The organism is Flavobacterium sp. MMLR14_040 (genome assembly GCF_033657265.1).
Taxonomy (GTDB): domain Bacteria; phylum Bacteroidota; class Bacteroidia; order Flavobacteriales; family Flavobacteriaceae; genus Flavobacterium.
Genome location: NZ_JAWVWO010000009.1, coordinates 81,965 through 96,637 on the forward strand (window position 1 = coordinate 81,965; position 14,673 = coordinate 96,637).

A 14,673-nucleotide genomic window follows, 5' to 3' on the forward strand; every position below is an offset into this window, starting at 1 on the left:
TCACAGAGATACACAAAGATTTCATAGAGATGCACAAAAGAAATTTAAAAAAATCTTTCTGAAACTTAGCGAAATCTTTGCGTATCTCTGTGAAACGGAACAAACCAAATGGAACAAAAAAAACTCTTAATCATTACTTATTATTTTCCGCCAGCCGGAGGTCCCGGCGTACAGCGTTGGTTAAAATTTGTAAAATATTTGCCTGAATTTGATGTTCAGCCCATTGTTTATGTTCCGGAAAACCCAACATATCCCATTATTGATGAAGGTTTGATTGGTCAAATCTCTGACAAAGTAATAGTTTTGAAAAGTAAAATTTGGGAGCCATATCAATTAGCTTCCATTTTTTCGAAGAATAAAACCAAGAAAATCAGTTCAGGAATTTTTCCCCAAAAGAAAAAACAAACTTTTCTGGATAAAACATTTTTATGGGTACGCGGAAATCTTTTTATTCCCGATGCCCGTGTTTTTTGGGTAAAGCCATCTGTGTCTTATCTCGAAAAATACATTAAAGAAAATAATATTGATACCATTGTAACGTCTGGTCCTCCACATAGTTTGCATTTAATTGGTTTAGAATTAAAAGAAAAATTGAATGTAAAATGGTTTGCTGATTTCCGTGATCCATGGACAACAATTGGCTATCATAAAGCATTGCGTTTGTCAAATTATGCTTCTAAAAAACATAAAAAATTAGAAAGCAAAGTTTTAAATACTGCTGATACAATTATTGTCACCAGCAAAACAACCAAAACAGAATTTGAAGCGATTACCAACAAACCAATTTCGGTAATTACAAATGGTTATGATATCGAAAATGTAGAGAAGCAAACTTTAGACACCAAATTTACTCTGGCACATATCGGCTCGTTTTTATCAGACAGAAATCCTCCTTTTTTATGGGAATGTCTGGTTGAATTACTAAACGAAATCCCTGATTTTAAAAAGCATTTAGAAATTAAATTAATTGGTGCCGTGAGCCAGGAAGTTTTAGATGCTATTTCGCAATTTTATCTAACCGAATATTTGAATCTTTTAGGTTATGTTTCTCATCATGAAGCCATTGCGCATCAAAAAAAGTCACAGGTTTTGCTTTTAATCGAAATTAATTCTGAAGATACAAAAAGTATTATTCCTGGTAAATTGTTTGAGTATATGGTTTCCAACAGACCCATAATTGCTATTGGTCCGCAAGGTTCTGATTTTGCAGATATTATAAAAGAAACAAATACAGGAGTATTTTTTGATTATTCTGAAAAAGCGAAATTAAAAAGTGTAATTTTGGACTTTTATAATCAGTTTTTGGAAGGGAAATTACAGTCTCATGGCGTTGGTTTGCAACAATATTCACGAAAAAACCTCACCAAACAATTAGCACAATTGATTAAAGGATAAGTGCAAAAATCTAAAATCTAAATTCAGAAATCCAAAAATGGGTATTGTTTTAAATCAGTCTTTCAAAAATACTATAATTACTTATATAGGTTTCGGTATCGGGGCCATTAATACACTTTATTTATATCCTGTTTTTTTAGGTGCAACTTATTATGCTTTAACCAACTATATTCTTTCGGCAGCAAATGTTATTATGCCTTTATTTGCCATCGGAATGCAAAATACGCTGGTGAAATTTTATTCACAGTATAAAACAGAAGAGGAAAGAGAGCAGTTTCTGTCCTTTACCGCTTTGTTTCCCGTTTTGATGTGTATTCCTTTAGGGATTATCGGAATCTTTTTCTTTGATGATATTACCGCTTTTGTTTCTAAGGAAAATCCTGTTGTAAAAGAGTTTATGTATTTAATTCCGTTTATAGGGATTTGCATGGCTTATTTTGAGATTTTTTATGCTTGGGCAAGGGTTCATATGCACTCTGTTTTTGGAAATTTTATCAAAGAAGTAGGTTTAAGATTATTCTCGACAGTAGCTTTGGTAGGTTTATATTTTGACTGGATAACATTAGTACAGTTTGTTTATGTAACGGCAGCGATATATTTTATTGCGTTTTTAATAACCATGTTTTATGCATTTTACATTAAAAAACCTAAGTTTCAGATTAATATTCCTCAGAATGTAAAAGATGTTATGGAGTACACTTTCTTCATTATTCTTTCAGGTAGTGTCGCCAATTTGCTTTTAGATGGCGATAAATTGATGCTGAATCAATACATGAAAATTGAGAATATAGCCTATTATTCGGTAGCAACTTACATCGCTTTGGTAATTTCGGTTCCAAGTCGCGCGATGCATCAAATTGTATACCCAATTACGGCAAAATTAATGCACGACAACAAACATGATGAATTGAATGACCTATATAAAAAGACATCGATAAATTTACAAATGGTAGGTGGTTTTGTAATGTTATGCATTTTTGTAAATATTAATCAGTTGTATGAATTAGTTCCAAAAGAATACAGCGGAGGAATCTCAGTTGTATTTATGATTGGTTTATCTAAATATTTCGATTTGATATTAGGAAACAATAACGCTATTATTTTTAATACGAAATATTACAGAATGGTGTTGTATTTAGGACTGCTTTTAGTGTTTTTAACAATAGTCTTAAACATGATTTTTATTCCAATTTTTGGCATTAAAGGCTCTGCATTTGCAACTTTATTATCGATTACATTATACAGTTTGGCAAAGCTGCTTTTTGTGGTGAAAAAGCTTGATTTATATCCTTTTTCTAAAGAAACGATTTATTCAATGCTGTTAACTTTTGCATTATTTTTAATGTTTTACTTTTGGGAATTTCCGTTTTATCAATTAATCAGTATAGCATTAAAATCAATTATAGTAACTATTCTGTATGTTTATTTAAACTATAAATTTGATATTTCTCCAGATATCAACAAAGTAATTGATGGTCTTTTACGAAAAGTAGGTTTTAAAATTTAGTACGATTTTATTGAGAAAACAGAAAGTAATCTAAATTCAATTCTATTTTGTTTTATATTTGTTAGAAAGATAACTAACTTATTTATAGCGTAATATGAAAAATAAATTACTTTGTTTTCTAATAGTATTGTTTGTTGTTTTATTTTCTTCGTTCGCTATTGCCCAAAATGATACCATAAAAACGGCGCAGAAAACTGTTGCATTAAAAGGGTATCCGGTTTCTCCTTTTAAGGACACACTTTTTTATGTTTATAATAAAGTTGGTTCTTTTTCTGCAGAGAACAGGGCAAATGCTATTACAGAAAAAATCAGAAAACTTTATCACGATTCTTTTTTTGAATCAGATTCTCTTGTAGTTGCTCCTTCGGATATTTCTCAGGATATCACGTACAAAGGCGATTTTATTATCATGTCTATTTTGGATATTGATGCAAAAGTCGAAAATCAGACTACTGCTTATATTGCAAAACGAAATTTAAATTCAATCAAAAAAGCAGTTATTTATCAAAATGAAAACTATTCGCAATTACCTAAACGATTGGGATATACAGCATTATTGGTTTTAATTATTGGAGTCGTTTTGTTTTTGGTTGGAAAGATTTTCAATCGTATAAAACTTTATCTTTTAAAAAATAGTGACAGGTATTTTAAAGGCTTTAATTATAACAATATTAATATTCTTTCGCCGCATAAGCAGCAATTTTTGTTGATGCGGCTGTTTGGCTTTGTTAAGATCTTTACCTTGATTTTAATAGTTTATTTTTCGCTGCCTGTACTATTTAGTCTTTTTCCTGCTACAGAAGCTTATACCACAACTTTATTGCGTTGGATTTTAGCTCCCGCAAAATTAGCCGTAATGGGATTTGTTGGTTTCCTGCCAAGCTTGGTAACAATAATAGTTATCATTATCATTTTTAGATATTCTATAAAAGTCATTAAGTTCTTTTTTGATGAGATAAAAAAGGAAAACATAAAAATAGATGGTTTTTATAATGATTGGGCAATGCCAACATTCAATATTATTCGGTTATTAATGTATGCTTTTATGCTCGTTATTATTTTTCCGTATTTGCCAGGATCTGATTCTCCAATTTTTAAAGGTGTTTCTGTCTTTGTTGGGGTTTTATTTTCATTAGGATCATCAAACGCGATTGCCAATATGGTTGCGGGATTGGTAATTACTTATATGCGTCCGTTTAAAATTGGCGACTTTATTAAAATTGGTGATGTAAGCGGAGAAGTAATTGAAAAAACAGCATTGGTAACCCGAATAAGAACACCAAAATTTGAAGACATAACAATACCAAATGCGACTGTTTTATCAAGTACTTCAACCAATTTTTCTGCAAATACAAAGCAGACTACTAATGGTCTTTTAATCCATACAACTGTTACAATTGGTTATGATGTTCCGTGGGCAGCTATTCATAAAGCATTAATCGAGGCTGCATTAAAAACAGATATGACAGAGAAAATACCGGAGCCTTTTGTACTGCAAACCAGTTTGGATGATTTTTATGTTTCTTATCAAATAAATGTCTATACAAAAGAACCTACAAAGCAGCCCAGAATCTATTCTTCCCTGCATCAAAACATTCAGGATTCCTTTAATGCCGCGGGTATTGAGATTATGTCTCCACATTATAATGCTTTGAGAGATGGAAATACAACAACTATTCCCGAGAACTATTTGGGTAAAGATTACGAAGCGCCATCTTTTAGTATTAAAAATAAAGGTTAAAGTATTGGACCACAGTTTTAAATCTTAAAATTTTAACAGTGGTTTGTTTTGTTATTACTATTATAAAAATTAATTTTATATAAGAATTTATCATTACTTTGATTCATTAAATAAAAAATATTTTATAAAATGTAATAAAAGTAAAGTTGTAATGTTTTTATCAAGAGAGCATTACTGATAGTTTCCACCAACACATAAATAATTGTAGTAATACTTGAATTAATTTTAATTTGATAATTATGAAAAAAAGTCACCTTAGTCAGGAACAGAGCTTACAGGTATTTTCTAATATGATATCAAATAAAGTTCATAATGGATTTACGCTTGAAGAAAGAAATGACAAATTGCTTTTTGCCGTTCTTTCTAAAGGAGGAAAGGTTGTTAATCATGGTCTGAATTTTAACATTTTTTGTCTGACCTTAGGATTATGGTCATTTGCATGGCTTTATCTTACTTTGGAAGCATCGAAACAGAAAAAAATATTGGTTGCTATTGACGAGGATGGTTTGCCATTTGAAGAAAGATGTTTGGTTGCTTAAAGAAATTAAATTTCAAAAAATAAATTCCAAATCCCAAATACTGATTAGAGTGTATTGGAATTTGGAATTTTTTATTTCAGGATATTTTTAAAACTTAGTCCCGAAGCCTCGGGATAGCAACTCAGGATCTTAGCACCTTTTTAAAGTTTATCTTTCAAATATTTTCCCGTTACAGATTCTTTTACTTTTACAATATCTTCAGGAGTTCCGGATGCTAATAAATAACCACCATTTTCTCCACCTTCGGGACCTAAATCAAGAATCCAGTCGGCGCATTTTATCAGGTCAAGATTGTGTTCAATTACAATTATAGAATGTCCTTTTTCAATTAGAGCATCAAACGAAGCCATTAGCTTTTTGATGTCATGAAAATGTAAACCCGTTGTTGGTTCATCAAAAACAAATAAAGCTTTGTCTTTTGTAGCTCCTTTTACCAGAAATGAAGCCAGCTTAATACGTTGTGCTTCACCACCGGAAAGGGTAGAAGAAGATTGTCCTAATTGCACATATCCCAAACCAACATCCTGAAGCGGCTGTAATTTTTGAGTGATTTTGGTTTGTTTATTTTTTTCAAAAAAAGCAATAGCATCATCAATAGTCATAGTCAGAATATCGTTGATGTTTTTTTCGTCAAAATTAATTTCCAGAATTTCTTTTTTGAAACGTTTTCCTCCGCAAGTTTCACATGGCAATGAAACATCGGCCATAAATACCATTTCGACGTTTATAGAGCCTTCTCCTTTACAAGTTTCGCATCGGCCTCCATCTACGTTAAAAGAGAAATGTTTAGCCTGATAGCCTCTTATTTTTGATAGTTTTTCTTTGGCATACAAATCACGAATGTCATCATAAGCTTTAATGTAAGTTACAGGATTCGATCTTGAACTTCTTCCAATTGGATTTTGATCAACATATTCAATATGTTTTATTTGTGAAAAAGAACCTGTTATATCGCTAAACTGACCTGCTTTTTCAGCAGCACTTTCCAGTTTTTTCTGCATTGCCGGAAACAAAATTTTCTTAATTAAGGTACTTTTTCCGCTTCCTGAAACTCCGGTAATTACCGTTAAAACATCCAAAGGAAAGGTTACATTAATATTCTTTAAATTGTTTTCGCGCGCGCCAATAATGTCAATATGATTTTTGAATTTTCTTCTTTTCTTCGGAACTGAAATCTCCAAATCTCCATTTAAATATTTAGCAGTTAAAGATTCTGATTTTAAAATTTCATCATAAGTTCCCTGAGCAACAAGATTTCCTCCAAAAGTTCCTGCTTCGGGACCAATATCTATGATCATGTCGGCAGCTTTCATAATATCCTCGTCATGCTCAACGACAATTACTGTATTGCCTAAATCACGAAGTGAAAGCAAAACTTTAATCAATCGTTCAGAGTCTTTTGGGTGTAAACCAATACTAGGTTCGTCGAGAATATACATCGAACCAACCAAACTGCTTCCTAATGAAGTTGCCAGATTTATACGTTGCGATTCACCTCCCGAAAGTGTCGCAGAGTTTCTGTTTAAGGTTAAATAATCTAAACCAACTTCTGTTAGAAATGATAAACGATTGTTTATCTCAAGCATCAAACGTTTTGCGATTTGCTGTTCGTAAACATTCAGTTCAAGATTTTTGAAAAATGTAACCAAATGTTTAATTGGTAAATCAACTAAATCAGAAACGGTTTTTCCGCCAATTTTTACATACGAAGCTTCTTCGCGTAAACGTTTTCCGCGACAAGCGTGACATTTTGTTTTTCCGCGATAGCGAGACAACATCACACGATTCTGAATTTTATAATTTTTTTCTTCCAATTCTTTAAAGAACCCGTTTAATCCCTGAAAATATTTGTTTCCTGTCCAGATAACGTCTTTTTGCTCGTCTGTAAGTTCAAAATACGGTTTATGAATTGGGAAATCAAATTTATAGGCATGTTTTACCAATTCGTCTTTATACCAGCTCATACTATCGCCTCGCCAAGGATAAATAGCACTTTCAAAAACTGATAAAGAGGTATTTGGAACAACTAAATCAGCATCAATACCAATAATATTTCCGTAGCCTTCGCAAACCGGACACGCGCCATACGGATTATTAAAGCTGAATAAATGCACGTTTGGTTCCAGAAATGTAATTCCGTCCAATTCAAAATTATTAGAATAGGAGAATCTTTTATCTGTACCTAATTCCTGAAGATAACAAATTCCTTTTCCTTCAAAAAAAGCGGTTTGCACGGCATCTGCAAGACGATTGTAGAATTCTTCTTCATCCTTAACAACAATTCTGTCAATGATCAATAAAATATCTTTGTTGTCTAATTTATGAAGTTCTGTTGGTGTAAACTCGTCCAGACGAACCATTTCGTTATCAACCAGAATACGGGCAAAACCTTGTTGTAAAAGTACTTTAAGTTTGTCCTCAAGTTGGCGTCCTTCTTCAAGATGAATAGGAGAAAGCAACAGCCATTTACTGTCTAATTCAAAGCCTTTTACATCTGTAACAACATCGGTAACGGTATTTTTTTTGACTTCCTGACCTGAAATTGGCGAATAAGTACGACCAATTCTGGCGAATAGGAGTTTGATATAATCATAGATTTCAGTTGAAGTTCCAACTGTAGAACGGGCGTTTGTTGTATTTACTTTTTGCTCAATGGCAATTGCCGGAGCAATCCCTTTGATATATTCTACTTTTGGTTTGTCTAATCGGCCCAAAAACTGCCGCGCATATGATGATAAACTCTCCACATAACGACGCTGTCCTTCGGCGTATAAAGTATCAAAAGCCAGACTCGATTTTCCTGAGCCTGAAAGCCCTGTAATGACTACAAGTTTGTTTCGGGGAATAGCAACATCTACATTTTTTAAATTATGTACCTGTGCTCCCTTAATGATGATATTATGTTTTGGGTCTAGTGTCGAAAGATCAATCTGCATAAAAAAAGTCAATTTTTACAAAAGTAATCAATTTTGAATTGAGTTTTGTTAATGAGATTGTTACAAATTTTAACTAATTGCTTTGATGTAAAAGACGCTAACACTTGATACAGATTGAAATTCCAATTCGTTTCCCAAGGTTGAAACCGCGGGTTATGTTCAAAATTCGATGTAGTAAACATTGCCAACGGTTTCAACCGTTGGGACGCAATATAATTATCACAAACCGTATCCCCGCGGTTGAAACCGCGGGCTATATTCGAAATTCGACGCAATATATTATTACAATTCTTATCCCATGGTTGAACGGGCTATGTTCGAATAGGAGAGAACCAAATTAAATATGCTAAATCTTATTTAATAAAAATTTGTATTTTCAATAATAAAATACCCTATTTTAGAACTGCTTTAATACTATTTTAATATTCTGACCAAATTTTGAAAACTAAATTTTTTATCCTTTGTTTTTTAATGGGTTTCGTCCTGTTTTCTCAGGAATTACCGCCAATTGTAAAATATCCTTCAACTGTTTACGGTGCCGGAAATCAAAGCTGGATGATTTCGCAGGATGAACAAAATTTAATGTATTTTGCCAATAACGATGGACTTTTAGAATATAATGGAACCAATTGGGAGTTATATCCAACGCCAAACGAAACCATAATGCGATCTGTAAAAGTAATTGATAATAAGATTTATACAGGTTGTTACATGAATTTTGGTTACTGGACAAGACAGGCAAACGGAAAATTAAAATATACCTCGCTAAGCGATACAATCAGGAATAAGATCCTGGATGACGAACAGTTTTGGAACATTTTAAAATACGATCAATGGATTTTATTTCAGTCTTTGAACCGAATTTATATCTATGATACAAAAACCAAAAGCTTTAAAATTATTTCACCTAAAAATGGTGTTATAAAATCATTTAGCACCAAAAATTCAATTTATTATCAAACCATAAACGAAGGTCTTTTTGAAATAGAAGGAGGAAAGGGGAAATTGATTTCTGACAATCCACTTCTTAAAAAATACACAATTGTCAATGTTTTTACTATTGATGATGGTTTGTTGATTCAGACGCAATTAGACGGATTTTATAAACTTACAGGAACTGCTTTAACTCCTTTTGCAACAGAAGTTGATACGCAGATAAAAGCAAGTTTTGTGTACAGCAGCCAGCGGCTTCAGGACGGAAGTTATGCTTTAGGAACGGTTTCCAACGGAATTTTTATTTTATCAAATACAGGAAAATTAAATTATCATATTTCGCAAAGCAAAGGACTGAGCAACAATACCGCTTTGTCTTTGTTTGAAGATAAAGATCAGAATGTTTGGGTGGGTCTTGATAACGGAATTAATTGCATCAATCTGCAAACGCCGGTGCATAGTTTTACCGATGATACAGGAGTTTTAGGAACGGTTTATGCCTCAATCTCGCACAATGGAATGTTGTATGTGGGAACGAATCAGGGATTGTTTTGTAAAAAATACCACAGCAAAGATAATTTTCAGTTTATAAACGGAACAAAAGGGCAAGTTTGGTCTTTGTTTGCTTATGATAATACGCTTTTTTGCGGACATGATTCGGGAACTTTTATCATAGAAAATATATCGGCAAAAAATATTTTTAAAGGTTCAGGAACATGGAAGTTTGAGCTTTCGCCGAATAATAAAAACATTTTACTTCAGGGAAATTATTACGGAATTTCGGTTTTAGAGAAAGTCAATAATCAGTGGAAATTCAGGAATAAAATTGAAGGTTTTAATTATTCTTCGCGTTATTTTGAAATCCTGCCAAATCTTGATGTTTATGTAAGCCATGAATACAAAGGGATTTTTAGATTTAAACTGGATCATTCATTTTTAAAAATTAAAGAATTCCATACTTATTCTTCTCCAAAAAAAGGAAAAAATGCCAGTTTAACAAAATTTAATAATGCGATATATTACGCATACAAAGAAGGAATTTTCAAATTAAATCCAACAACAAAACAATTCGAAAAAGATAAATTACTGAGTTCTATTTTTGAAAAAGATGAATATACTTCGGGTAAATTAATTGTAGATCAATCGAATAAAATCTGGTTGTTTTCTAAAAATTACATTCATTATTTTTCTGCAAGCAAATTGAGTAATCAGTTAAAACAGAATGTAATCCCGATTCCGTCTTCTTTAACCAATTCGATGCTGGGTTTTGAGAATATTACGCAAATTTCAAAATCAACTTATTTAATCGGAACTACAGATGGTTATTATACGCTTAATATTGATGATTTGAGTTTTAAAAACTACGCTGTTTCTATTTCCGGCATTTTTATTAATAAACAAAACCAGATTTTAAAAAATGTTGTTTTAAATGATGAAGGAAGTTTTAAATCAAATGAAAATAACATTACTTTAAATTACACCGTTCCGGAATACAATAAATACATCAACTCAGAATATCAGTATTTATTAGAAGGTTTCCAGAATGACTGGAGCGAATGGAGCACGAAATCTTCGGTTAATTTTAAAAATTTATCTCCGGGGAAATATACGTTCAAAGTTCGGGCGAAATACGCCAATACACTTTTGCAAAACACGGCAACTTATACTTTTGTGGTTTTAAAGCCTTGGTATTTAACCAATTTGGCGTGTTTTATTTATTTATTATTGTTAGTTGTAATTGGCTATTTTATCAATAAGGCGTATCGCAATTTTTATCAAAAGCAAAAAGAGAAATTAATTGAAGAAAACAATCTTTTGCTTGAGATTAAGGAACTTGAAAACGAACAGCAATTAATGAAACTGAGAAACGAGCAATTATCTCAGGATGTTGATAATAAAAACAGAGAATTGGCGGTTTCAACAATGAGTTTAAATAGCAAAAACGAACTTTTGGCTTTTATAAAAGAAGATTTGAAAAAGACTTCGCAGGATGATAATAAAAATATCAAATCTGTTATACGAACTATCAATGATAATATTACCGAAGAAGATTCCTGGAAGATTTTTAAAGAAGCTTTTGACAATGCCGATAAGGATTTCCTAAAGAGAATCAAACAGCTCCATCCATTACTTACTCCGAATGATTTGCGACTTTGCGCCTATCTTCGACTGAACCTTTCATCCAAAGAAATTGCGCCATTGTTTAATATTTCTGTTCGAAGCGTTGAAATTAAAAGATATCGTTTGCGTAAAAAAATGGATTTACAGCATGAAATCGGTTTGGTCGAATATATCCTCGCTGTATAGGAAGTCAGAAATTGCTTCTAAAAGACCTATACATCACCACAACATTAACGTTTTCTTGTGTTTATTACACTTATTTGTTAAAGAAATTAACATTATGATTTTCTAGGTAAAGCGAGCTATTTTTTATCATATATTAAATTAAAGCATTTTTTTTTGTGGTGTATGTTTTTTGTTGTGGTTAGTTTTATCGTATTCTTAAAAGGATAGGATATTTTAGCTTCAATAAAAAACTAACTAATTATGAAACCAAAATTATTATTGATGGTATTGTTACTGTTTACATCTCTTGCGTTCTCGCAAACTTTTGATGTAACCGGAACTGTACTGGATGGCTCAGGTTTATCATTGCCGGGCGTAAATGTAAAAGTTAAAACTTCGTCTCAAAGCACAACAACAGACTTCGACGGATCTTTTAAACTGAGCGGTGTTTCAAACGGCACCACACTTCTTTTAAGTTATATTGGTTACCGAACACAGGAAATTGTGGTTTCAGGACCAAAAGTTACTGTTAAAATGAGCGACGATACCAGATCATTAGACGAAGTCGTTGTCATTGGTTATGGTAGTCAAAAGAAAAGAGAACTAACAGGAGCAGTTTCTGTTTTGGATAGTAAAACGCTTGATATCCTGAAACCGGCAAGAATTGAGCAGGCGTTACAAGGAACAATTTCGGGTGTAAACGTTACAACACAATCCGGAGCTCCCGGCGCTCCTATAGATGTTCGTATTCGTGGTATTGCTACAAACGGACAAAACGGACCAACGACTATTATTGACGGCTATGTTGGAGACCTGAATGTTTTAAACCCGAACGATATTGAAACCATAACCGTTTTAAAAGATGCACAAGCAGCCATTTATGGAACGATTGGTGCAAACGGGATTATTTTGGTTACAACCAAAATGGGGAAGAAAAACTCAAAAACAAGAATCTCTTTTAATAGCTATACAGGATTTCAGGAAGCTTCGAGAAAATTGTCAATTTTGGATGCTACAGAATACGCTTTATTATTAAATGAAAGTTATGCCAATGGCGGAAGAGCACTGCCATATCCAAATGTAAATGGCTTAGGGAAAGGAACAGACTGGCAAAAAGAAGTTTTAGGAAAAGGCGTTCCGTTGTTAAACAGCGATTTGACAATTTCCGGCGGTTCTGATAAAATCACCTATTCTATTAGTGGTTCGCACCTTGATCAGGAAGGGCTTGTTGGCGGCGACAAATCAGGTTACCTGAGAAATACTGCCAGAATAGCATTGGGAGCAGATTTGAGTGATAAATTCAAACTAAAAACGAATGTAATCTATACTTATTTTAATAGAAAAACAATTAACGAAAACGGATTAGGATCTGTATTATTTAATGCTTTAAACGTGCCGGCTACATTAAGTCCATACGATGCAAATGGCAATTTTACATTAGTGCCAAGTACAACAGGATTTGGAACAGAAATTATTAATCCGCTGGCACAAATTGAAAACACGTACAACGATTACAATTATAAAAAACTAAACGGAAATTTTGGATTAGATTATAAAATTTTCAAAGGATTTGTGTTATCAAGCTCCATCGGATTTAATACCGCAAATAGTGAAAGCAAAACATTTGATCCACAAATAAGTTATGGAGGAAAAGTTTTTGATGTTCAGAGAAGTTCTGTAACGCAAAGAACTGTAAACGACAATGACTATTCATTTGATATTTATGGAACTTATAATACTAAAATAGCAGAGAACCATAATATTACAGCAACATTAGGTAATACAATCTACAAACAATGGGGAAATTCTGCCGTTGCAACAGGTTACGATGTGCCAAATAATTCATGGGACTTTGCAGATCTTTCGTTAACTAAAGGTTTACCAACTGCTTTAAATACGGGTGGTTACGTTTACGATCAAAGAAGAATTTCTTATTTTGGAAGAGCACAATATGATTATAAAGGAAAGTATCTTTTTTCAGCAATGATCAGACGAGATTCCTCAACAAAATTTGGTCCGGGAAACAAGGTTGGGTATTTTCCTTCTTTTACAGCAGGATGGGTTGCTTCAGACGAAGGTTTTTTTGGAGAATCACAAACGTTTAATTTCTTAAAATTCAGAGTTAGTTATGGAACTTTAGGAAATGATCAAATTCCGAATAACGGGTATTTAAGTATTTTAAATGGTGAAGCAACGTATGTATTTGATGGTTTATTAGTAAATGGTGCTGCAACAGGACAAATACCAAATCCGGATCTAAAATGGGAAGAAGCCAAAAAATTCGATGTTGGTTTAGATTTAAGATTATTTAATGATAAAGTTTCTGTGGTTGCCGATTATTTTATCGATACCAGAAAAGATTTATTAATACCAAATATTCCGGTTTCGGGAATTATAGGAGTTGGTGCTCCGGGAGCAAGTGCTCCAACAATGAATGCAGGTACTGTGAGAAATTCAGGATTTGAATTTGCTATAGATTACAAAGAGAAATTTTCAGATTCATTTTCAATGACATTAGGTTATAATGTAACCTTTCTTAAAAATGAAGTTATCGAAGTAAATAACGGAACCGGTTTTATAGAACAAGGCTCTTTTGGGGTTGGGCAGCCAGCAGCAGCACGCATGGAAGCGGGCAAACCAATTGGATATTTTTATGGATATAAAACCGATGGAATTTTTCAGAATCAGGCAGAAGTTGAGGCTCACCCGTCGCAATTGGCTTTAGGAGCAAATGCTTCGCCAGGTGATATTCGTTACGTAGATATAAATGGTGACGGAGTAATTGATACCAAAGACAGAACAAATATTGGCGATCCAATTGCAGATGCTACAATGGGTTTCAATATTCAGTTAAATTATAAAAACATTGATTTTGCGGTATATACATTTGCATCAGTAGGAAACGATATGGTTCGTAACTACGAAAGAACACTTTCAGATGCCAATCGTCTTGATTATGTTTTAGACAGATGGACAGGTGAAGGAACAAGCAATTCTGTACCAAAAGTAACTACAGGAGCTACAGCAAACAATGTATTATCAGATTATTTTGTTGAAGATGCATCTTATCTTAGAATTCAAAATGTACAATTAGGATATACACTTGATCCAAAAGTGACTCAAAAAGCAGGAATTACAAAGCTAAGACTTTATGCCGGAGTAAATAATCTATACACATTTACTAAATACAAAGGGTTTGATCCTGGTGCTTCTTTTGGACCTACAAATCGAGACGGAGTTTCTCAATCGCCAATTGGTGCCGGAATCGATTACGGATTTTATCCTGTTCCAAGAACTTATTTATTGGGCTTAAACATTAATTTTTAATTTCAATTA

General features: G+C 32.9%; 7 protein-coding genes. 6 read left to right on the forward strand and 1 reads right to left on the reverse strand.

The genetic code is table 11. From position 1 onward, the window contains the following. Positions 1-108: 108 nt before the first annotated feature. The 4 genes from SD960_RS13515 to SD960_RS13530 all read left to right on the forward strand — a co-directional run bounded on the left by SD960_RS13515 (position 109) and on the right by SD960_RS13530 (position 5,182). A complete protein-coding gene (locus SD960_RS13515; protein WP_318803895.1) occupies positions 109-1,395 on the forward strand; it encodes a glycosyltransferase family 4 protein in 1,287 nt (428 codons plus the stop codon). A gap of 37 nt (positions 1,396-1,432) precedes the next feature. Next, on the forward strand, positions 1,433-2,902 hold the full coding sequence (locus SD960_RS13520) for a lipopolysaccharide biosynthesis protein (protein ID WP_318803897.1): 1,470 nt from the start codon (positions 1,433-1,435) through the stop codon (positions 2,900-2,902). A 94-nt stretch (positions 2,903-2,996) separates the two neighbouring features. Continuing rightward, a complete protein-coding gene (locus SD960_RS13525; protein WP_318803899.1) occupies positions 2,997-4,643 on the forward strand; it encodes a mechanosensitive ion channel family protein in 1,647 nt (548 codons plus the stop codon). A gap of 239 nt (positions 4,644-4,882) precedes the next feature. After that, complete coding sequence (locus tag SD960_RS13530) at positions 4,883-5,182, forward strand: hypothetical protein (RefSeq protein WP_318803900.1); 300 nt, start codon at positions 4,883-4,885, stop codon at positions 5,180-5,182. A gap of 140 nt (positions 5,183-5,322) precedes the next feature. Here SD960_RS13530 and uvrA read toward each other — a convergent pair whose 3' ends face one another. Continuing rightward, on the reverse strand, positions 5,323-8,118 hold the full coding sequence (uvrA, locus tag SD960_RS13535) for an excinuclease ABC subunit UvrA (protein WP_318803903.1): 2,796 nt from the start codon (positions 8,116-8,118) through the stop codon (positions 5,323-5,325). Between the two features lie 438 nt (positions 8,119-8,556). Here uvrA and SD960_RS13540 point away from each other — a divergent pair, with 438 nt between their 5' ends. Together SD960_RS13540 and SD960_RS13545 are read left to right on the forward strand one after the other, a co-directional pair. After that, positions 8,557-11,358: a triple tyrosine motif-containing protein gene (locus SD960_RS13540; protein ID WP_318803905.1), complete on the forward strand. Its 2,802-nt coding sequence runs from the start codon at positions 8,557-8,559 to the stop codon at positions 11,356-11,358. Positions 11,359-11,598: 240 nt separating this feature from the next. Beyond that, positions 11,599-14,664 carry a TonB-dependent receptor gene (locus SD960_RS13545; RefSeq protein ID WP_318803906.1) on the forward strand — a complete coding sequence of 1,022 codons (3,066 nt, stop codon included), beginning with the start codon at positions 11,599-11,601 and terminating at the stop codon, positions 14,662-14,664. Positions 14,665-14,673: the final 9 nt, after the last annotated feature.